21 protein-coding genes and 2 tRNA genes are annotated in these 20,617 nt (G+C 67.6%); 19 read left to right on the top strand and 4 right to left on the bottom strand.

All coding sequences use genetic code 11. The features are described 5' to 3' along the window. The first annotated feature begins 17 nt into the window (after nucleotides 1–17). The 5 genes from YM304_RS13600 (at nucleotide 18) to YM304_RS13575 (ending at nucleotide 2,712) form a co-directional block, all read left to right on the top strand. Nucleotides 18–422: a DUF4332 domain-containing protein gene (locus tag YM304_RS13600; protein ID WP_015442272.1), complete on the top strand. Its 405-nt coding sequence runs from the start codon at nucleotides 18–20 to the stop codon at nucleotides 420–422. Between the two features lie 110 nt (nucleotides 423–532). Beyond that, entirely contained in the window at nucleotides 533–1,270 is a 738-nt protein-coding gene (locus tag YM304_RS22635) for a DUF2889 domain-containing protein (RefSeq protein WP_015442271.1), read from the top strand. A 160-nt stretch (nucleotides 1,271–1,430) separates the two neighbouring features. Next, entirely contained in the window at nucleotides 1,431–2,318 is an 888-nt protein-coding gene (locus tag YM304_RS13590) for a hypothetical protein (RefSeq protein WP_015442270.1), read from the top strand. Between the two features lie 183 nt (nucleotides 2,319–2,501). Continuing rightward, nucleotides 2,502–2,577, top strand: a tRNA-His gene (locus YM304_RS13580). A gap of 62 nt (nucleotides 2,578–2,639) precedes the next feature. Beyond that, nucleotides 2,640–2,712: transfer RNA gene (locus YM304_RS13575), tRNA-Lys, on the top strand. 96 nt (nucleotides 2,713–2,808) lie between these two features. Here the strand turns inward: YM304_RS13575 and YM304_RS13570 are convergent. Further along, nucleotides 2,809–3,621 (bottom strand): hypothetical protein, encoded by an 813-nt coding sequence (locus YM304_RS13570; RefSeq protein WP_015442269.1) that lies wholly within the window; start codon nucleotides 3,619–3,621, stop codon nucleotides 2,809–2,811. A gap of 38 nt (nucleotides 3,622–3,659) precedes the next feature. Between YM304_RS13570 and YM304_RS13565 the strand changes: the two genes are divergently transcribed. Both YM304_RS13565 and recA read left to right on the top strand, forming a co-directional pair. Continuing rightward, a complete protein-coding gene (locus tag YM304_RS13565; protein ID WP_015442268.1) occupies nucleotides 3,660–4,058 on the top strand; it encodes a DUF983 domain-containing protein in 399 nt (132 codons plus the stop codon). 202 nt (nucleotides 4,059–4,260) lie between these two features. Beyond that, entirely contained in the window at nucleotides 4,261–5,337 is a 1,077-nt protein-coding gene (gene recA, locus YM304_RS13560) for a recombinase RecA (RefSeq protein WP_015442267.1), read from the top strand. A gap of 111 nt (nucleotides 5,338–5,448) precedes the next feature. Here the strand turns inward: recA and YM304_RS13555 are convergent, their stop codons facing one another. Further along, on the bottom strand, nucleotides 5,449–5,892 hold the full coding sequence (locus tag YM304_RS13555) for a hypothetical protein (protein ID WP_154723455.1): 444 nt from the start codon (nucleotides 5,890–5,892) through the stop codon (nucleotides 5,449–5,451). Between the two features lie 206 nt (nucleotides 5,893–6,098). Between YM304_RS13555 and miaB the strand changes: the two genes are divergently transcribed. The 7 genes from miaB to YM304_RS13520 all read left to right on the top strand — a co-directional run bounded on the left by miaB (nucleotide 6,099) and on the right by YM304_RS13520 (nucleotide 13,288). Beyond that, complete coding sequence (gene miaB, locus YM304_RS13550) at nucleotides 6,099–7,532, top strand: tRNA (N6-isopentenyl adenosine(37)-C2)-methylthiotransferase MiaB (protein ID WP_015442265.1); 1,434 nt, start codon at nucleotides 6,099–6,101, stop codon at nucleotides 7,530–7,532. Nucleotides 7,533–7,602: 70 nt separating this feature from the next. After that, on the top strand, nucleotides 7,603–7,905 hold the full coding sequence (locus tag YM304_RS13545; RefSeq protein WP_015442264.1) for a chorismate mutase: 303 nt from the start codon (nucleotides 7,603–7,605) through the stop codon (nucleotides 7,903–7,905). A gap of 23 nt (nucleotides 7,906–7,928) precedes the next feature. After that, nucleotides 7,929–8,840, top strand: a complete 912-nt coding sequence (gene miaA, locus YM304_RS13540) for a tRNA (adenosine(37)-N6)-dimethylallyltransferase MiaA (RefSeq protein ID WP_015442263.1) — start codon at nucleotides 7,929–7,931, stop codon at nucleotides 8,838–8,840. Beyond that, nucleotides 8,837–9,640 carry a diaminopimelate epimerase gene (gene dapF / locus YM304_RS13535; protein WP_015442262.1) on the top strand — a complete coding sequence of 268 codons (804 nt, stop codon included), beginning with the start codon at nucleotides 8,837–8,839 and terminating at the stop codon, nucleotides 9,638–9,640. The genes miaA and dapF overlap by 4 nt, the downstream gene beginning before the upstream one ends. Further along, the gene (hflX, locus tag YM304_RS13530; protein ID WP_015442261.1) at nucleotides 9,637–11,010 is read left to right on the top strand and encodes a GTPase HflX; all 1,374 of its coding nucleotides are present in this window, start codon (nucleotides 9,637–9,639) and stop codon (nucleotides 11,008–11,010) included. Before dapF ends, hflX begins: the two co-directional genes overlap by 4 nt. Beyond that, entirely contained in the window at nucleotides 11,007–12,116 is a 1,110-nt protein-coding gene (locus YM304_RS13525; RefSeq protein WP_015442260.1) for an aminotransferase class I/II-fold pyridoxal phosphate-dependent enzyme, read from the top strand. The genes hflX and YM304_RS13525 overlap by 4 nt, the downstream gene beginning before the upstream one ends. Nucleotides 12,117–12,151: 35 nt before the next feature. Beyond that, entirely contained in the window at nucleotides 12,152–13,288 is a 1,137-nt protein-coding gene (locus YM304_RS13520) for a hypothetical protein (RefSeq protein WP_015442259.1), read from the top strand. A gap of 96 nt (nucleotides 13,289–13,384) precedes the next feature. Here the strand turns inward: YM304_RS13520 and lexA are convergent, their stop codons facing one another. Further along, the gene (lexA, locus tag YM304_RS13515) at nucleotides 13,385–14,014 is read right to left on the bottom strand and encodes a transcriptional repressor LexA (RefSeq protein WP_015442258.1); all 630 of its coding nucleotides are present in this window, start codon (nucleotides 14,012–14,014) and stop codon (nucleotides 13,385–13,387) included. 202 nt (nucleotides 14,015–14,216) lie between these two features. Between lexA and YM304_RS13510 the strand changes: the two genes are divergently transcribed. Further along, nucleotides 14,217–14,639 carry a LysM peptidoglycan-binding domain-containing protein gene (locus tag YM304_RS13510; protein WP_015442257.1) on the top strand — a complete coding sequence of 141 codons (423 nt, stop codon included), beginning with the start codon at nucleotides 14,217–14,219 and terminating at the stop codon, nucleotides 14,637–14,639. 117 nt (nucleotides 14,640–14,756) lie between these two features. Continuing rightward, nucleotides 14,757–15,224, top strand: a complete 468-nt coding sequence (gene nrdR / locus YM304_RS13505) for a transcriptional regulator NrdR (protein WP_015442256.1) — start codon at nucleotides 14,757–14,759, stop codon at nucleotides 15,222–15,224. A gap of 59 nt (nucleotides 15,225–15,283) precedes the next feature. Here the strand turns inward: nrdR and YM304_RS13500 are convergent, their stop codons facing one another. Further along, nucleotides 15,284–15,967 (bottom strand): dihydrofolate reductase family protein, encoded by a 684-nt coding sequence (locus YM304_RS13500; protein ID WP_015442255.1) that lies wholly within the window; start codon nucleotides 15,965–15,967, stop codon nucleotides 15,284–15,286. Between the two features lie 415 nt (nucleotides 15,968–16,382). Here YM304_RS13500 and YM304_RS13495 point away from each other — a divergent pair, with 415 nt between their 5' ends. The 3 genes from YM304_RS13495 (at nucleotide 16,383) to YM304_RS13485 (ending at nucleotide 20,589) form a co-directional block, all read left to right on the top strand. Next, the gene (locus YM304_RS13495; protein WP_041298306.1) at nucleotides 16,383–16,697 is read left to right on the top strand and encodes a hypothetical protein; all 315 of its coding nucleotides are present in this window, start codon (nucleotides 16,383–16,385) and stop codon (nucleotides 16,695–16,697) included. Between the two features lie 116 nt (nucleotides 16,698–16,813). After that, nucleotides 16,814–19,696, top strand: coding sequence for an ATP-dependent helicase (locus YM304_RS13490; protein WP_083908371.1), 2,883 nt, complete (start codon nucleotides 16,814–16,816; stop codon nucleotides 19,694–19,696). 2 nt (nucleotides 19,697–19,698) lie between these two features. After that, on the top strand, nucleotides 19,699–20,589 hold the full coding sequence (locus YM304_RS13485) for a hypothetical protein (RefSeq protein WP_015442252.1): 891 nt from the start codon (nucleotides 19,699–19,701) through the stop codon (nucleotides 20,587–20,589). Nucleotides 20,590–20,617 lie beyond the last annotated feature (28 nt).

Genomic DNA, 20,617 nt, shown 5'->3' with positions numbered 1-20,617 from the left:
GTGACTACGGTCTCGTCATGGCAAAGATCATCGACATCGAAGGCATCGGACCGGCGTACGCCAAGAAGCTGGCGAGCGCGGGCGTCTCGACCACGGGCAAGTTGCTCAAGATCGCGGCCGACGCATCGGGTCGCAAAGACCTCGCGAAGCACGCCGACGTGAGCACGAAGCAGGTGCTCGAATGGGTCAATCGGGCCGACCTGATGCGGATCAGCGGCGTCGGCACGCAGTACAGCGATCTGCTCGAAGCGGCCGGCGTCGACACGGTCGTCGAACTTGCCCGTCGCAACGCCGAGAACCTCGCCGCCGCGATGGCCGACGTCAACGCGGCCAAGCGTCTCGTCCGGCAAGTGCCGTCGGCAGCGCAGGTGAAGGGTTGGGTCGAACAGGCGGCCAAGCTGCCACGCGTCATCTCGCACTGACGCCACCGCATCGAACAGCGGCCAGCCCAACGGCCCGGTCGGTGGTCGCGGCTCGGTGCTCGTCGCGCCGCCTTCTGTCGAGCGAGTGCCCAGAGCTACCGTGACGCGCCATGAGCGATCACGTCACCGACTCGCACGATCTGTTCGATCACGACTCGATCCTGCCCGACGATCTCGTCGACGAGTCCGGCCAGCCGCTCGAGGTGCTGCACGATCGCGAGTACCGCGTGCGCGCGTTCCGCAAGGCCGACGACCTCGTCCTGATCCGCGGCGCCGTGCGCGACCAGAAGCCGCCGGGGCTCTACTTCCCGACCGATCCCGATCCGATCACCGTGCACCACATGCAGGTCGACATCGAGGTCCGGTATCCGACGATGGAGATCGTGTCGGCCGGCGTTGCGTTCGGCACCCACCCCAACGACGTGTGCCCCTCGATCATCGGCCACTACGACAAGCTCGTCGGTCTCTCGATCGCCCGTGGCTTCACCCACAAGGTCCGCGAACTGTTCGGTGGCCCTCGCGGCTGTACCCACACCACGATGCTGCTGCAGTCGATGGCACCGATCGCCATCCAGTGCATGTGGTCGATGCGCGCCGCGATCCGCAACCGCGAGCAGGCAGCGACGGCGGGCGACGCAACCGATTCGGCTCGGCCTGCGTCGGTCACGCCGGAGCAACGCGAGGCGATGTGGCGCACCAACCTCAACAGCTGCCACGTGTGGGCCGAAGACTCCGAGACCGTGGCGAACCTCACCGCCGGCGGACCACTGGAGGTCCCGGTGTTCGCTCGCGAGCGGCTGGTGCAGCTCGGGATGAAGCCCGACGACTGGTCGAAACAGATGGGCTGACCCGACCCGGTGATCTCCATCCCGGTCGAAATCGCGAGGTCGATGGCAGACGGTGGGCGAATCGCCACCCGGCGGCGACGCTGATCTGGCAGGATCTGCTCCTGCACACACTGGCCGCGCGGTGGGGAGGGACGCCGCCCGGAGACGCAACTCGACGCACATGCCGCAACTCCCACCCCCGTCCGGCCGACCGGCCACGATGTTCCCCCGCCCCGATCCGTGGGAGGAACAGCGGCAGCGAGATCGTGAGCACCGAGCGGCGAAACGACGACGACGCCGGCGTTGGCTGATCCCGCTGTCGATCGTGCTGGTGCTCGGTGCGGCCGTGGCCGGCCTGCTGATTCTGTCGCCGTTCGGCGACGACGGATCATCGTCGGACTCGGTCGTCACGTCGGCGGCTCCGTCGACCACCGAGTCGGTCGACACGGCGCCGCCTCCGACCGTGCCACCCGAACGACTGGTCGAGGTGAGCGAGGTCTGGTTGCTCGACCGCGGCGACGGCGTGTTCGACTGGGGCCTGAGCGTGCTCGTGCCGAGCACGGGTCCGACTCGCAGCGGCGTCGAGGTCGAGGTCACCCTGCTCGACGATCGCGACGAGGTGGTCGACACGTTCGTCCGCACGCTCGACGGGGTGAACTCGCTCGTGCCGAGTACCGCCGCAGGTCGTCTCGTCGATCCCGATCGTGCGCCGACGCGCCTCGACTTCGACATCACGGTGGGTGTCCCGTCCGACGATCTCGCGCTCGACGCGCTGCTCAGTACCCGAGCCGTGCGCCGTGACGGTGACGAGCTGACCGGTCGCATCAGGTCGAGCGCCCTGGACGACATCACCGACATCTCGATGGTGATGGTCTGGCGATCGGACGAGGCAGCGAGCGCTGACTCTGGCTCGGGCTCGGGCTCCGGCGACGAGGCGGTCGTGGCCGTCGTGGTGTACGAGATCGAACGGATCCGACCCGGCGTCGATGCGCAGTTCTCGATCGACCTCGACGAGCAGCGGGCGCCCGAGGGTGTGCCCGATGCCGTGCTGTGGTCACCGTCGTCGTGACCGGCCGCGTCCCCGTGCTGCGTTGCCGTGTCACGGCGACGCAGCGCCGTCGGGTGCCGGTGTGGTCGCCGTCGTCGCAGAAACCGAGCGCCTCGCGCGAATCAGAGGGTGTGGATCGAGAGATGACCTGGCAGAATGTGCGCGCTCGACGCGCCGGGTTCGCCCGGAACGGAGAGTGACATGGTGGTCATAGCTCAATAGGTAGAGCACCAGGTTGTGATCCTGGCGGTTGGGGGTTCAAGTCCCCTTGGCCACCCCAAAGATGCGAGTCTCGGTAGGGAGTCGATGGAGCAATCCGCCGATACCCTGCCGAGCCGCCTCGCTTCTCTAGCTCAATTGGCAGAGCAGTGGACTCTTAATCCATTGGTTCTGGGTTCAAGTCCCAGGGGAAGCACGCAACGGCCCACTCCACGGAGTGGGTCGTTTGGGTTTTCGCCGGGGCCCGGCTCGTCGAGCGTCGAGAACGAGTCGTGGCTCGATCGACGAATCGTCAGCGCGCCGTCCAGCGTTGCTGTTCGCGGTAGCGAGTGGCGGCGAGCGGTGTCGACCGCTGCCGTCGCTGGCGCAGGCCAGTGGTCCCGAAGGTGGCGAGCGCTCCGATCGCGAGGAACACGAACGCCCCGATCAGGGTGAAGGTGCGGTCCTTGGTGGCGAGGCGCGGAATCACCGCGATCCACACGTCTTCGGAGAGTTGCGGCAGGACCGCTGCGGGCACGACGTAGCCGTTGAACACGATCATCACCCCGGTCGCCGCGCACCCGAGGCCGAACGCGAACGCGAACTCGCCGCGCTCGGGTCGGAGGAAGAGGCCGATCAGCATGGTGACGATGGCGGCGCCGCCGGTGACGAGCCACGTCCACCCGGTGATCGTCTTGATCAACGACAGAGAGCCGACCTCGGCGACGGGGAGGCGGATGGGGTCGAGCAGGGCCACCGCCTCGTTGCGGACGATCTGGACCTGTTCGGGCCCGGTGATCTCGACGGGGCCGTCGCTGTCGCCGATCACCACGCGGTGCGCCTCGGCGACGAAGAACCGCATCTCGGTGGCCATGGCGCGTCGGCCCGTCAGGCCTTCGATCGTGATCTTGAGCGCGTTGGGTGACATGCCGAGCGTGGGGCCGTCGACGGTGGCGACGAGGGTGGCGATCTGGCTGCGGATGTCTTCGTCGCCGATGATCGCGAACGTGTTGTCGGTGTCGGCCGACGGTGAGAAGGCGACCCGGTCGAGCCACAGCGTGCTGATCGAGAGCGCGAACAGACCGCCCGCTACCAGGAGAAGGAGTCCACCGAGAGATCGCCGCACCGGCAGAGTCTGCCAAATCTGAGCCGTACCATGCGACTGTGGAACGATCGAGTCTGCCGAAGATGTTGTTGCGGGGCGCGTTTCGTCGCTGCCCGTGGTGCTCCGGGCGAGGGGCGTTCTTCACCTCCTGGTTCCAGAAGAGCGAGTCGTGTCGCACCTGCGGGCTGCGCTGGCGTCGAGACGACGTCGGGTTCGAACTGGGCGCAGCCGCGATGGCGTCGATGATCGTGCTCGGACCGCTGGTCGCCGGGCTCGCGGTGACCCTGGCCATCACGTGGCCGGAGGTCGAGGTCGTGCCGATGCTGGTCGGGTCGGCGATCGCGGCGATCGTGTTGCCGGTGGTGCTGTACCCGATCTCGTACACCATGTGGCAGGCCGTCGACCTGGTGGTTCGTCCGGTGTCCGCCGACGACTTCGAGCCGGTCGACGACGCCTGAACCTCGTTCGGGAAGTGTTCGTTCGATCGGTGCTTGCCCGAACGGGCGTTCGTCCTGTACGATCTCGAATCACACCGATGGAACTTGGTGGAGGGGCGCTCCATCAACTCTGTGACACCCCTTCGTCATGATGGGAACCGTTACAGAGATCGGGTCGTTGCGACCCCCACATCAGCAGACCGCACACGAAAGAGGCAGGACCATGGCAGGCAAGCAGAACGATCGAGACAAAGCGCTCGACATCGCACTTCAGCAGATCGACAAGCAGTTCGGCGCCGGCGCCATCATGAAGATGGGCGAGCGCACCAACATGGGGATCGAAGTGGTGCCGACCGGCGCACTGGCCCTCGACCTCGCGCTCGGGGTCGGCGGCCTGCCGCGTGGCCGCATCACCGAGATCTACGGCCCGGAGTCGTCGGGTAAGTCGACGCTCGCCATGCACGTCGTCGCCGAAGCGCAACGCAACGGTGGCGTGTGCGCCTACATCGACGCCGAGCACGCCATGGACCCGGTCTATGCCGCAGCCATCGGCGTCGACGTCGATCAGCTCCTCATCTCCCAGCCCGACACGGGCGAGCAGGCGCTCGAGATCGCCGACATGCTGACCCGCTCGGGTGCGATCGACGTCCTCGTCATCGACTCGGTGGCGGCGCTCACGCCTCGTGCCGAGATCGAAGGCGAGATGGGCGATTCGCACGTCGGTCTCCAGGCTCGACTCATGAGCCAGGCGTTGCGCAAGCTCACCGGCAACCTGTCGAAGACGAAGACCATCGCGATCTTCATCAACCAGCTGCGCGAGAAGATCGGCGTCATGTTCGGGTCGCCCGAGACCACCCCGGGTGGCCGTGCACTCAAGTTCTACTCGTCGGTCCGGCTCGACATCCGCCGTATCGAGACGCTCAAAGACGGCACCGACCCGGTGGGTAACCGCACTCGTGTCAAGGTCGTCAAGAACAAGGTGTCGCCGCCGTTCAAGCAGGCCGAGTTCGACATCATGTACGGCAAGGGCATCAGCCGTGAGGGTTCCCTCATCGACATGTCGGTCGATCTCGCGATCGTCAAGAAGTCCGGTGCGTGGTTCACCTACGAAGGTGAGCAGCTCGGTCAGGGTCGTGAGAAGGCCAAGGAGTACCTGCGGACGAACCCCGAGGTCACGATGGAGATCAGCAACAAGGTGCTGATCGCGTCGGGTCTCATGGAAGATCCCAATGCTCCGGTGGTCGACGACGTCGCCGAGGCGTTCACCGAAGCCGACGAAGTGCCCATCGAGATCGACTGATTCGTCAGCTCGAACACGGAACGGCCCGGGTTGCGCTCAGCGCACCCGGGCCGTTTCGCGTTCCGGAATCCGCGTCGCGTCGTCGCTCCGCGAGCCCGTCGAGGGCGTTGGTCAGTCGTTGAAGGCGTAGGTGTTGTCGACGAACGGCTTGAAGATCATGAGCCAGAGCGACAGCACGAAGATGAGGTGGGTGATGCCCACGCCCATGTTGAGCTTCTTGCTGGCCTCGGGCGACGTGTCGCTGACGGCCGGCTTGATGAAGAACCAGCTCACCGCCATCGCGGCGATCCAGAGCACGATCGTGGCGGTGATCCAGTAGGTGGAGGCCAGGCTGAACTTGTTGATACCGGCCATGCCCATGCCGGCCACCCACAAGATGACGAGCGACGGGAACACGAACTTCATGTGGAGCGCAGCCATCGCGGCGGTCTCCCCGGCCTTGTGCATCCGCTGGTACAGGAACGTCGGTCCGAACGCACCGACGATGCCGATGATGTGCACCAGGTAGAGGATGCGGACGAGGGTCTGGTTCTCATTGAGGAAGATGCCGATCACGGTCCCGACGCTAGCGCCGCGATCGCCACCGCCGCCCATCCCCACTCCCACCCGCCCAACCCGGTTTTGCCCCGCAGATCCGTCACCCATGACCGATCTGCGGGGCAAAACCACACCAGTCCGGTTTTGCCCCGGGAAACCGTCAGCGCTGACGGATCTGCGGGGCAAAACGTGGGCGGGGAATGGGTCGGTAGCCTGGCGGTTCTATGTCGGAGCTCGAACCACGCCGCTACGTCGTGCGCACCTACGGGTGCCAGATGAACGAGCACGATTCCGAGCGCATCGCCGGACTGCTCGAAGACGACGGGCTCGTGCGCGCCGAGTCGGAGGCCGACGCCGACGTCGTCGTGCTCAACACGTGCTGCATCCGCGAGAACGCCGACAACAAGCTCTACGGCAACCTCGGTCACCTCAAGACCTGGAAGGGCAAGAAAGACGGGCGACAGATCGTCGTGTCGGGATGTCTGGCCCAGAAGGATCAGGATCTCGTCGCCAAGAAGGCCGGCCACGTCGACGTGGTGATGGGGACGCACAACGTCCACCGGGCCGCCGAGTTGCTCGAAGCATCGAAGACCTCCGACGCGCCGATCACCGAGATCCTGGAAGCAGCGGTCATCGACGACCACGCGATGTTCCCGTCGGCGCTCCCGGCACGGCGTGAGAAGTCGTACAACTCGTGGGTCACCATCCAGATCGGCTGCGACAACAACTGCGCCTTCTGTATCGTCCCGGCCGTGCGCGGTGAGGAGATCAGCCGCCCGTACGCCGACATCGTCGCCGAGGTCGCGCAGCTCGCCGCCGACGGCGTCACCGAGGTCACGCTGCTCGGACAGAACGTCAACAGCTACGGACGCGACCTGCAGATCGCCGCCCGCCAGGCCGGCGACGACGAGGCCAAGCTCCGGCCGCTGTTCGCCGATCTGTTGCGTGACGTCGGTTCGGTCGAGGGCATCCGCCGGGTTCGCTTCACCAGCCCCCATCCGAAAGACATGCGCCCCGAGACGTTCGCGGCGATGGCCGACACCGCCGCCGTGTGCGAACACCTGCACTACCCGCTGCAGTCGGGCAGCGACCGCGTCCTCGCACTGATGCACCGTGGCTACACGGCCGAGCGGTACCTCGAGAAGCTCGTCGAGGCTCGTCGCGTCGTGCCCGACCTCGCCGTGTCGACCGACATCATCGTCGGTTTCCCCGGTGAGACCGAAGCCGACTTCGAAGGCACGCTCGAAGTGGCCGCAGCAGCCGAGTACGACTACGCCTACACGTTCCTGTTCTCGCCGCGCCCGGGCACCGAGGCAGCCGACATGGAAGCCGACTTCGTCGACCCGGCCACGGCGGGGGAGCGCTTCGAGCGACTGCGGATCGTCGTCGAGCGGGCGGCGATCCGCAAGCACGAGGCCCGAGTGGGTCGCGTCGAAGAGGTGCTGGTCGAAGGGCCGTCGAAGAAGGACCCGAAGGTCATCTCGGGTCGCACGCGTCAGAACAAGCTGGTGCACTTCGAGTCGCCCGTGGCGATGCGTGTCGGCAGCTACGCGACCATCGAGGTCACGAGTGCGGCACCGCACCACCTCATCGGCGAGTTCGTCGAGCAGATCGCCGAACCGTCGCACAAGGTCCGCATCCCCGTCGCCAGCCTCTAGCCGCATCTGACCCGAGTGCTCGGGGCGTCGGCCGGATCGAACGCGGCATCACGGAGTAGATTCGTCGGCAATGGGTGAAGAGCAGCACGATCAACGTCTCGCCGACTATCGGTCGAGCATCGACAACATCGATGCGGCACTCGTGCACCTGTTGGCCGAGCGGTTCAAGATCACCAAGGCCGTCGGCCGGTACAAGAAGGAAGCCGACCTGGCGCCTGCCGACCCCGGTCGCGAGGAGATCCAACTCGCCAGGCTGCGCGGGCTCGCCGAGGAGTCTGGCCTCGACCCCGTCTTCACCGAGAAGTTTCTCCGCTTCATCGTCGCCGAAGTGATCCATCATCACCAGCGCATCGCCGAGGGCGAGCAACTCTGAACGAGTCGACGGCTGCCGCGCCGATGCCACCGCGAGTGGCGATCGTCGGCTCGACGGCGTCCGGAAAGTCGGCCGTGGCGATGGCGGTCGCCGAGCGGATGCACGACGTCGACCTGGTGTCGATCGACAGCATGCAGGTGTACCGGGGGATGGACATCGGTACGGCCAAGCCGACCGCCGACGAGCAGCGTCGCGTGCGCCATCACTGCATCGATCTCGTCGACGCGTCGGAGGAGTTCACGGTCGCCGAGTTCAAGCCGCAGGTCGAATCGGCGCTCCGTTCGATTGCTGCTGCCGATCGGCGAGCGCTTCTCGTCGGAGGCACCGGGCTCTATCACCGTGTGGTGATCGACGACTTCGACCTGCCCGGGCAGTACCCGGACGTACGCGCCGACCTCGAACAGGAGTCGTCGACCGAGGCGCTGCACGCTCGACTCGCTGAACTCGACCCGCCCGCAGCGGCGAAGATGGAGCCTGGCAACCGGCGCCGAGTGGTGCGGGCGCTCGAGGTCACCATCGGCAGCGGCCGAGCCTTCAGCAGCTTCGGGCCGGGGGTCGACGCCTATCCGCCGACGCCCGTCGCGCAGATCGCGATCCGCCGACCTCGCGAGGTGATCGCGGCGCGTGTCGAGCAACGAGTCCACCGCATGATCGCCGCGGGCTTGGTCGACGAAGTCGCATCGCTGTACGACGCAGGAATGTCCCGAACGGCCCTGCAGGCACTGGGGTACAAGGAAATCGTGAGCGCGATCCGCGGCGAGATCGACCAAGATGAGGCCATCGACATGATCATCACCCGAACCCGCCAGTTCGCGGTCCGCCAGGAGCGATGGTTCCGCCGAGATCCACGCGTACGCTGGATCGACGTGGAGCACGATCCGGTTGCCGAGGTGGCACCGGTCGTGATCGCCGCACTCGAAGAATCGACGGTATGACCTCTCTCTCGCTCACCAAACACCACGGCCTCGCCAACGACTTCCTGGTCGTGTTCCAGCCGGGTGTCGACGACCTTCCTGGCCTCGCGCAGCGGCTGTGCGATCGCCGTCGCGGGCTCGGCGCCGATGGGCTCCTCATCGCGGAGACCGCGGGTGGCTACGCCGCGAAGATGGTCCTGTACAACGCCGACGGATCACGTGCCGAGATGAGCGGCAACGGGATCCGCTGCTTCGCCCAGGCCGTGGCGATGCGCCGCGGCGACCTCGAACCGCAGCTGATCTCCACCGACGCCGGCGACAAGTTGGTGACGCTCACCTCCACCGACGACCCGACCACGATCATGGCCCGTGTCGAGATGGGCCCGGTCGCCCCGATCAGCGAACCAGCGGACTGGGAACTGCTGCAATGCCATCCCGACCGTCCGGTCGCCCACCTCAGCCTCGGCAACCCGCACTCGGTCGTCGGCGTCGACGAGGTCGCGCTGGTCGACCTCGCCGACCTCGGCAGCAAGGTGCCGCACGTCAACCTCGAGATCGTCGAACCGGGTCCCGAGACCAACGCCATCACGATGCGCGTTCACGAACGCGGAGCCGGCATCACCGAAGCGTGTGGCACCGGTGCGTGCGCCTCGGCGTACGCCGCCCGATCGTGGGGCCTGGTGTCGGCAGGCGATCCCGACACGGTGGTACACATGGACGGCGGGTCGGCCACGGTCGAGTTCGATTCGGCCGAACCGCCGAATGCGATCCTCACCGGACCGGCGACGTTCGTCGGAACCGTCGAGATCGAGCTCACGTGAGCACGCCGTACGAGGAGGCGCTGGCCGGGACGCTCATCGATCGGACGATCCGCGAGAAGATCGTGCTGGTCGCCGTGGCGCTCCCGGGCGACGACGAGGAGATGGTCGAAGCGAGCCTCGACGAACTCGCGCTGCTCGTCGACACCGCCGGTGCCGACGAGGTCGCCCGTGTCATCCAGAAGCGAGACGCACCCGATCACACCTGGTACATCGGCAAGGGCAAGGTCGACGAACTCAAGGAACTGTGCCTCGCGCTCGACGTCGACACGGTGGTGTTCGACAACGAACTCGCTCCGTCGCAGCAGTACAACCTCGAGAAATTGCTCGGTCGTACCGCACTCGACCGAACCGCCGTGATTCTCGACATCTTCGGTCAGAACGCCCACACCATGGAGGGCAAGGCCCAGGTGGAGTTGGCGTTGCTCCGGTACCGCCTGCCCCGACTGCGTCGCGGCAAGAACGCCAAGATGTCGCAGCAGCGCGGTGGCGTCGGCGCACGCTTCGGTGGCGGCGAGACGAAGATGGAAGTCGACCGTCGTCGGATCATGCGGCGGATCAACAAGCTCGAGAAGGACCTCAGCGCCCTCGCCGAGACCCGCGCCCTGCAGCGCCAGGGCCGACGTCGGTCGGGACTCGCGTCGGTGGCGATCGTCGGGTACACCAACGCCGGCAAGTCGACGCTGCTCAACCAGCTCACACAGTCGGGCGTGCTCACCGAAGATCGCCTGTTCGCCACGCTCGACCCGACCACGCGCCGCCTCGCGCTCCCCGGTGGTGAGCCCGTGCTCCTCACCGACACCGTCGGCTTCATCAGCCGCCTGCCCCACGGTTTGGTCGAATCGTTCAAGGGCACGCTCGAAGTCGCTGCGTTGGCCGACTACTTGGTCCATGTCGTCGACGTGACCGCTCCCGACCCCGAAGGCCAGATCGCCGCAGTGCACGAAGTGCTGCGCGAGATCGAAGCGTCGGCGGTTCCGGAGCTGCTGGTGTTCAACAAGGCCGATGCCGACCCGATCGCCGCGAAGGAACTCGTCGAGTCGCACCCCGGCTCGGTGGCGTTGAGCGCTCGCACCGGCGAGGGCGCCGACGTGTTCCTGCGGACGATCGGAGATCGGTTGCGATCGCTGAGCGTGGTGTACGAACTGGTCGTGCCGTACGACCGAGGTGACGTGCTCGCATCGATCCACCGCGAAGGTGAGGTCGTGTCGGTGGGCGACGGCGAGACCGAGTGGACCATCCGGGCTCGTCTCTCCGACGCGTCCGCCGGACGACTCGACGAGTTCGTCGTCGGAGACGATGCGCCTGCCGACGATCGGGCGAGCGCCGACACCGATCGGAGCGACGCCGAACCGAGCGAGGAGACCCTGTGACCACCGGATTCGTTCCGCCCCCGTATCCGTACGATCGGCTCAACGACCTGAAGGCACGCATCCTCGATCGGCACGAGTCGCTCGTCGACCTGTCGGTCGGCACCCCGTTCGATCCGCCACCGGCGGTGGTCATCGACGCGCTGTCGTCGAGCGGGACCGAACGCTCGTATCCGCCAAGTGTCGGCACGCCCGCCTTCCTGGCGTCGGCGGCGTCGTGGATGAATCGGCGCTTCGGGGTCGACATCGCCCCCGCACAGATCGGCGCCACGATCGGGTCGAAGGAGATGGTCGCGTCAGTGCCGCAGTTCCTGCATCTGCGCACGCCCGAACGTGACACCGTGTTGTACCCGGCGATCTCGTATCCGAGCTACGAGATGGGAGCGACTCTGGCCGGGCTGCGCGCCGTGCCGGTGCGATTCCGCAACGACGGCACACTCGACATCGACTCGATCGACCCGGACGACGCGCGTCGAGCACTCCTCTTGTGGATCAACAGCCCGGGCAATCCCACGGGCCAACTCGACGATCTCGAAGCCGCGGCACGCTGGGGTCGCGAGCACGACGTCCCCGTGTTCTCCGACGAGTGCTACGTCGAGTTCACCTGGACCGGCAACGGCCGCAGCATCCTCGAACACGGCACCGACGGCGTGGTCGCCGTGCACTCCCTGTCGAAGCGCTCGAACCTCGCCGGTGTGCGAACCGGCTTCTACGCCGGCGACGCCGACCTCGTCCACTACCTCCGCGAGGTCCGTAAGCACGCGGGCATGATGGTGCCCGGACCGGCGCAGGCTGCAGCGGTCGCCGCCTTGGACGACGACGAGCACGTCGACGTCCAGCGCGCTCGCTACCGGGCTCGCTTGGATCTGCTCGCCGAGGTGATCGGCGAATGGTCGGGCACGCCCGTGCCGCTGCCCGACGGCGCGTTCTATCTGTGGATCCCGGTCGACGACGGCTGGGCGTTCGCCGAACGCCTCGCCGATGCCGGCGGTGCGTTGGTGAGCCCGGGTGAGTTCTACGGAGCCGATGGGACGGGATTCGTCCGCGTGGCCGTGGTACAACCTGACGAACAGATCGAGTTGGTCGCCCAGCGCCTGCGGGCCGGCTGACCAGCGACACGACGACGACCACGAGCGGAGCAGTCATGGCGAGCGAGTCCGAACCGAAACGCACCAAGATGATCGTGCTGGGCGTAGCCCTCGTGGTCGTCGGGCTCGTCGCGGCGATCGCGCTGTGGACAGCGGGCGGCTCGCGACGGACCGACGCCGTCGCCAACCTGGCTCGCGCCCCCATCGGCTGCGACACGACGCTCGACTTCTCGGTGGCGGGGGAGTACCTCGTCTTCGTCGAATCGAAGGGCACGTTCGCCGAGGTGCGTGGCGACTGTGAGGCATCGGGGGACTACGAGCTCGGAGCGTCACGGCCACAGATCGACATCACGGTGCTCGACCCGGACGGGCGTCAGCTCGAACTCGACGACCGCAGCGACACCGTCACCTACTCGACGTCCGACTACGTGGGGCGCTCGGTGCTGGCACTCGAGGTGGACGAGCCCGGTGACCACGTGATGCGTGTGGAGGCCTCGAGCACGGCAGAGTTCGCCGTGGCCGTGGGTCGCGATCCCAACTCCGGGGTGGCGTTGTTGCGTGGCGCCGCCGTCGCCATCGGCCTGTTGGGCCTCGTCGTCGGGCTGTTGCTCGCCATGGTCGCCGGTCGAAAGCGTCAGCCCGCCGGACCGGGGTGGACCCCGGCACAGCCGCAACCGCAGGGTGCCTGGCCACAGGCCCATCCGCCGTACCAGCAGCCGACGCAGCCGCCCTACACGCAACCCACGCAACCGCCGTACGCGCAGCCGGGTCCGGGTCAGGGTGCGCCGCAGCCGCCCGCCGGACCGTCGCCGTACCACGCGCAGGGGACGCCACCCACGTACGGGGGGTACGGACAGCCGGGTCAGTACCCGTCGTCGACGCAACCGCACGACGATCGCCTGCCGCAACCTCCTCCGCCCAGTGCCGCCCCGATGTGGGCGAACCCGGCTCCGACGGTGCCGAACGCCAACCCGTTCGCGCCACCGGCGGGCCATCCGAGCGCGGCACCGACGGGTGGCGTCGGCCAGGTGCCCGGACAGCCGGGGTCGGGCAGCGGCGACGGCGAGACCGGGTGGCCGGGCGACGACACGCCCACCCCACCGAGAGGGGTCGAGGTCACGCAGGCAGACCCGTCGGCGGCGCCGACGGAGGTCGACCGTTGGAACACGAGTCGTCCGCCGACCTCGGACTGAGTTCGAGGCGTCGCCCCGTCCGATCGTGGGTGATGCCCGTCGATCGACCGTCGGGGCGCTCCCGAGCGCCGGCGCCGGGAGCGACGAGCGTCGAAATCAGTAGCGGCGCATGACGGTGACGACCTTGCCGTACACCTCGACTTCGTCGGCGCGGAACGTCATCGGTTCCATGCTCGAGTTGGCCGGGATCAGGGTGACGTCGGCGCCCGACCGTTCGTAGGTCTTGACGGTCGCCTCGCCGCCGGGGATACCGGCCACGACGATGTCGCCGTTGTTGGGGTGATCGACCTGCGATGCGACGACGAAGTCCTTGTCGAGGATGCCGAGTTCGATCATCGAGTCACCGCGCACGCGCAACATGAAGAGCTCGCCTTCGCCGGTGAAGTCGGCCGGGAGCGGCAACAGCTCTTCGACGTTCTCTTCCGCGAGCACGTCGGTGCCGGCCGCCACGTCGCCGACGAGTGGGACGTGACGGGTGGGGCGGCGTTCCATGACGGCGCCGCTGTTCGGGTCGTAGCGGACCTCGATCGCCCGCGGCTTGCTCGGGTCACGGCGCAGATACCCGAGTCGCTGCAGCGTGTTGAGGTGGCTGTGCACCGTGGAGGGGGACGTGAGGCCCACGGCCTCGCCGATCTCGCGCACCGACGGCGGGAAACCGCGCTCTCGCATCTGCTGTTCGATGAACGTCAGGATGTCGCGCTGGCGCTTGCTGATCTTTGGGGCCATACGAACACTCTAGGTATCGATCGGTGCGCAGTCAAACACCCGTACGACAAACGTGTGTTCGAAAAAGTTGTCCGAACGGGTTGACGCGGTGGCCGGGCCGTGGTTCACTGGCGCTTCTTCGATCGAACACACGTTGGGTGAACCGCTCCGAAGCGAACACTCGACGAACAGTCACAACGTCCGCTCTGTTGGGGAGAGAACCATGACCATCGCAACCGCCGCACCACGACACATCGACGGGTTCCGCATCGGCGCCTACCAGCGTCCCATCACGTCCGAACGTCGCCCGGCGGCCGCTCGGGCCGCAAGCGCATCGCCTCGTCCCAACTACGTCGCCCGGCGCCTCGTCGCCGTCGCGGTCACCCTGCTCACGATCGCCACGCTCGCCGTGGTGATCAGCGGTGTGCTGGCGAGCTTCGGAGGCGGTCCTGCCGCTGCCTCCGAAGTCTCGCCGGCGAACACCGAATCGGTCGTGCGCACTCACGTCGCCCGGTCGGGCGACACCATGTGGTCGATCGCGTCGACCTACCGTGGTGACATCGATCATGGCCGGTACCTCGATGCGTTGATCCGTGCCAACGGTGGCGTCGGCATCATCGCCGGTCAAGCCGTCCAACTGCCCTGATCAGCGCCCTGGCGAGATCTCGCCACGAACTCGCCGTCGGAGCGCTGTGGTCACGCCGAGGCACTCGTATGAGAGGTGTCGCTTCGGTCGACAACAGGTAGAGGTACGCTGGACGCCGTGCATTGCCCCGCCTGCCACGTCGATGACACGAAAGTCGTCGATTCCCGGCTGGCCGAGGAAGGCAGCGCGATCCGCCGCCGCCGGCAATGTGTCGGGTGTGCGCACCGCTTCACCACCTTCGAGCGCGTCGATCACGTTCCCCTCACGGTGATCAAGTCGACGGGCGACGTGCAGCCGTTCGATCGTGCCAAGGTCGTCGCCGGCCTGAGCGCCGCCACCAAGGGGCGCGGCGTCGACGACGAGGCGCTCGAACAGATGGCGACCCGGGTCGAAGACGCCGTGCGCCTGCGCGGGAGCGAGGTCACCACCAGTGATGTCGGGCTCACCGTCCTCGACGAACTCCGCTGCGTCGACGACGTGTCGTACCTGCGCTTCGCGAGCGTCTACAAGAACTTCAACGGCGCGTCCGATTTCAACCGTGAGATCGAACTGCTCGAGAAGACCTCCGCACCGCAGCCGTCCTGACCGTCGCGTCCAGACCGTCATGCCTGACGCCGCTCGGCCCGAGTGGCCGGTTCGCCGGGTCAGCGCAGGCGTCGCCAGCGGCTGAAGACGAACGACTGGTCGTCGATCAGGAGTTGCTCGAGTTCGAATCGGTGCGTCACGTCCGGGCCGTCGTGCACGAGCCGGGGGCCGGCTCCGCCGATGGTCGCCGGGGAGGTGGTGATGTTCATCTCATCGAAGAGGTCGGCTGCGGTGAAAGCCCCGTTGACCGTGGGGCCGCCCTCGGCCTGGACGAACGCAGCGCCCGGGCAGAGATCCGGAATCGATGCGATCGCCGCGTGCAGATCGATGTCATCGTCCCCGGCGCGGATCACGTCGATCGCATCGTCGCTGATCTCGGCTCGTGTCGTGGTGATGATGAACCCCGATCCGGAGGTGAACAGCTCGGTGTTCGTGTCGACATCGCCCGAGCGAGTGAGCACGCCGATTCGTTGCCCCGGCTTCTTGGGTGGTCCGTAGCCTTCGCCCGCGACGGTCGACGAGCCGACCACGACCACGTCGGCGATCTGGCGCAGTCGGCTGAGCACGCCGATGTCGTTCTCGCTCGAGAGTCCGCCCGAGGCGCCGTCGAGCACGGTCGATCCGTCGATCGAGGCGACCATCGAGAGACCGACCCACGGGCGGTCGGAGCGTGTGCCGAGGGGAGCGGCGTAGGCCTCGGCGATGGTGATCTGCCGATCCGGGGTGGGAAGGAGTTGGCGCATCACGTACAGCCTGCCACGCCTCGCGGCCGGTCGCTGTGCCGCTGAGCTGGGGATTCGTCGCCGTGATCGATGCACGGCCTCGGCGCGCGGAACGGCGGCCGGGTGGAGACTGGCCGGCGATCGCGGAACGGCCGGTGCCGAGGCTCGGATCGAGACCTCCAGCAGCGCAGACATCCACAGGCCGTGCACAGGGTTGTCCCACCAGAAAAACTGGAATTCACAGGGTTGTCCACTTCCGTTGCACAGGGGTTCACCTCTAGGTTGTCTTGCGTTGCCGGCTGCGGCGGCTCACACGGCAAGACGGTGTCGACGAGCGTGCCTTCCGAGGCCCGCGTCGATGCTTGGGGGGCAGTTCCCTGTACCTGTGTTGAACGCCGCGGCCGGCCTGTCACTCTCCACGACTAGCGTCGCGAGGATGGAGGACTCATCGCTCGCCACGCCGTCGTCGGCCGACGGTGGCATGCCGTTCTCCGATGCCGAGTTGACCGAACTCGCGCTCGCCGCCGATCCGTCGATCGAACCCGATGTCGATGCGGTGCCGTTCGGCGCCGGCGACCCCGGCGCGGCGCTGCTGCCCGAGTGGTACATGCCCGCCACGCTGCGCGCCGAGGCCTTCGGCGCCACCCGTCGGCGGCGGGCCTGGATGGTGTGGGCCATCATCGCCTCGTTGTTGATCGTCAACGGCTACGGGCTCTGCGTCACCTACGGCTTCCCCGAGATCGCCTGGTAGCCCGAGGCCGGGCCATCGGCCAGGCATGCGAACCCGTGCCGAGACGGCCGGGTCCGTCGGCGAGTGCTGGATCGAACAAGTGTGCGGTCCGGGACTCGGTTGGGTAAGTTCTCCGCATGGCGATTTCGTGCGCATATTGCGGTGGAGAGCACGACCGACCCGCACAGGTGCGCCAGTGCTGGACCGACAACGGGGAGCAGGAGGTCGACCTGCCGAGCGCCGAGGTACCGCCTCCCGACGACGCCGCGTTCCTCGGGAACACCGCACCGCCCAGGTCTGCCACCGCATCGCGTCCGCCGGCCCCGAGCACGGCGTCAGCACGACCGGCCGCCGTTCGCGAGGTGGCCCGAGGCGTGGCACCGGCGCGTCCCGGCCCCGATCGTCTCGGTCGTCACCTCATCGTCGCACCCGGCGATCCCGCCACCGGAGTGTGGGCCGACGCCAAGCGCATCAGCATCGACCAAGGGGTGCTGGGTGCGCCCGACCAAGCGGTCGTCTTCTTGCGGGCGGCCGCGCTCGCCGGCGAGCGGTTGGTGATCGAACTGGCGGTCGATTTCGAACGTCAGCCGATGCTGATGACCGACGCAGCGCCCGAGGCGGTCGGTGCCAAGTTCTCGTTCGCCGGCGACGAGCTCCATCTCCTGATCTGGGCCAACTCGGTCGACGCACGCGGAGCGCAACCGTCGTGGCTCGCGCTCGACCACGCCATCGCCGCCGGCCTGGCCGCAACCGACGACGGCGTCGGCGACGTGACCCTGCCCGACGGGACGCGGGCATGGATCGATGGCGGGCCGATGCGGTTCGTCGATCCGATCGACGGCGTGGCCGTCATCCATGCCACTGCGATCGACCACGCTTCGTTCGACGTTCCGATCACCAACACGTGTGCTGCCGACCTGGCGCCCGATCAACTCGCAGCGGTGACGCACCCGGGTGGTGCAGCACGCATCATCGCCCCGGCGGGCTCCGGCAAGACGCGGGTGCTCACCGAGCGGGCCCGTCACGTGCTCACCAACTGGCGTCTCCCGGCAACCGCCGTGAGCCTCGTCGCGTTCAACAAGCGTGCCCAGGAGGAGATGCGCGAGCGGACCCCCGACCTTCCGAGCCTGCACGTGCGCACACTCAACGCCATCGCGCTCGCCATCGTCAACGGCAGCGCGCCGTTCGCCCCGCAGTCTCGTCGCTGGCGCACCATCGACGAGCCCGACGTCCGGCGGATCATCGGCGATCTCGTGTCGTTCCCGCGGCGGCGCAACAGCGACCCGGTCGCGCCGTGGATCGAAGCGCTCAGCCTCGTCCGGCTCGGTCTGGTGTCGCCGAGCGACGCCGAAGCTCGCTACGACGGTGACGTCGACGGGTTCGCCGCCTTCTGGCCGTCGTACCGAGCCACGCTCGACAAGCGCGGTGTGGTCGACTTCGACGACCAGATCTATCGCGCCCTCATGATCCTGTTGTCCGACCCGGTCGCTCGCCGCGCCGCTCAGCGCGCCTGCCGGATGATGCTGGTCGACGAGTTCCAAGACCTCACGCCGGCGCACCTCCTGCTGATCCGTCTGCTCGCCGCTCCCGGGGGAGCGGTGTTCGGTGTCGGCGACGACGACCAGACGATCTACGGCTACAACGGTGCCGACCCCGGGTGGCTCATCGACTTCGCCGAACTGTTCCCCGGTGCCGGTGCCCACCCGCTCGAGGTCAACTACCGCTGCCCGGCCGGTGTCGTCGACCTCGCCGACCGGTTGCTGCGGCACAACCGACGCCGAGTCGACAAGACCATTCGAGCGCACTCGACCGACAACGGTGGGTGGAGCATCGCCGATTCGGTCGACCCCGTCACGGCGTCGGCCGACGCGGTGCGCGGCGCGCTCGCCTCCGGCGCGGCACCCGCCGAGGTCGCGGTGTTGGCGCGGGTCAACGCCGTGCTGGCGCCGGTCCAGGTGGCGCTCGTCGGCGAAGGCATTCCGATCTCGGGCGGCGTCGGCCTCGAGTTCATGGACCGCACGTCGGTGAGAGCCGTGCTCGCCTGGCTGCGGCTCGCAACGGCGGCGGAGCGGGGCAGGTTCCTCCCCGACGACCTCAAGGAGGCGCTGCGTCGCCCGTCGCGTTCGTTCCATCCACGGATCAACGACTGGATCGCCGAGCAGGGCAGCGTGGTCGATCTGTTCAATCTGGCCGGTCGTCTGAACAACGAACGCGACGCCGACCGCCTGATGGAGTTCGCGGCCGACATCCAGAAGATGCAGCAGGAAGCGAAACGAGGTGTGCCGACCTCCGACCTCGTCTTCACCCTCATCGACGAGATCGGGCTCGCCGGCTCGGTCGCCGGTCTCGACGCCAGTCGGCGCGGCATGAACCGCTCGGCGCAGGGCGACGACCTCACGGCCATCCAGCACCTCGCGGCGTTGCACGACGACACCGCGACGTTCGAACAGTGGCTTCGTGGCCGCCTCGCGGCAAAGCGCTCGACCGACGGTGTCGTGCTGTCGACCGTCCACCGGGTCAAGGGGCAGGAGTGGCCGCACGTCGTCGTCCATCACGTCGACGCGGAGCAGTATCCGCATCGCCTCGCCGACGACGTGGAGGAGGAGCGCCGCCTGTTCCACGTGGCGATCACCCGAGCGAGCCGCCACGCCACCATCGTCACCGGACCGAAGCCGAGCCCGTTCGTCGAAGAACTCACCACCGAACCGTCACCCGACCGGGTCATCTCGTCGCACCGACCGGAGCCGGCGCCCAAGTCTGCACCGTCGAAGAGCAAGGCGAATCCCGTCGACGATCTCGACCCGGTGGCTGCGGCTCGGTTCGAGCAGCTTCGTGCACTCCGCACCACGCTCGCGGCCGGCAAGCCGGCGTACGTGGTGTTCGACAACAAGACCTTGGCCGCGATCGCTCGTTCGGCACCCAGGTCGAAGCAAGAGCTCGCCCGCATCTCGGGCGTCGGCCCGGCCAAGCTCGACAAGTACGGCGACGACTTCGTCGCCCTGCTCGAGACGCTCGACTGACCGTGAACGACCGGCCGATGTTCGACCGGGTCGTGGTCGTCGACTGGAGTGCCAGCTCGACACCCACGTCCGGTCGTGACTCGGTCTGGATCGCGTCGTTCGATGCTGCGGAGGCTGACGGCGTCATCGCCAACCCGGCGACGCGGCATGCAGCGATACAGATGATCGAGCAACTGGCGTCCGACGGTCGGGTGCTGCTCGCGGTCGACTTCTCACTCGGGTACCCGCGGGGGTCCGCCGGCCTGCTGGGGCTCGACGGGCATCCGTGGAGTGCGATGTGGGAGATGCTCAGCGAGATGGTGATCGACGAGGTCGACAACACCAACAACCGATTCGAGGTGGCGGCGGCACTCAACGCTCGCCTCATCGAGTGCCCCGGCCCGTTCTGGGGGCGTCCAGCGACCCGCCCCGTCGACCGCCTCACCACCACCAAGGTGTCACCGACGCCGCTCCCCGAATGGCGGCGCGTCGAGCAGTCGCTGCGCGACCGAGGGCTCCGACCGTTCTCGTCGTGGCAGTTGCTCGGCGCCGGTGCGGTCGGCAGTCAGTCGATCCTCGGGATCGCCGCCCTCGCACGGTTACGTCGACGACTCGTGGAGTCGAGCGGCGTCGACGTCGAGGTGTGGCCGTTCACGTCCGGACTCGAGGCACCGCGCCTCGATGGCGGTGGCTGTGCGATCGCCGAGGTCTGGCCGTCGATGCTCGACATCCCGGTCGACGATCGGGTGCGAGACGAAGCGCAGGTTGCCACCGTCGGAGCGCACCTTTGGCGCGCGAACGTCGATGGCACACTGGCCCCGATCTTCACGCCCGACGTTCCCGTCGAGCACCGCAACCAGGTGCTCGACGAAGAAGGCTGGGTGCTCGACGTGTCGGCGATTGCTCCGGGCTGATCGGCCCGGCGCCACGGCCGAGTCGTCG

Source organism: Ilumatobacter coccineus YM16-304 (assembly GCF_000348785.1).
In the GTDB taxonomy this organism is placed as follows: Bacteria; Actinomycetota; Acidimicrobiia; order Acidimicrobiales; family Ilumatobacteraceae; genus Ilumatobacter_A; species Ilumatobacter_A coccineus.
The sequence above is the reverse complement of the archived record's forward strand: the minus strand, read 5'-3'. Positions and strand labels throughout refer to the sequence as shown.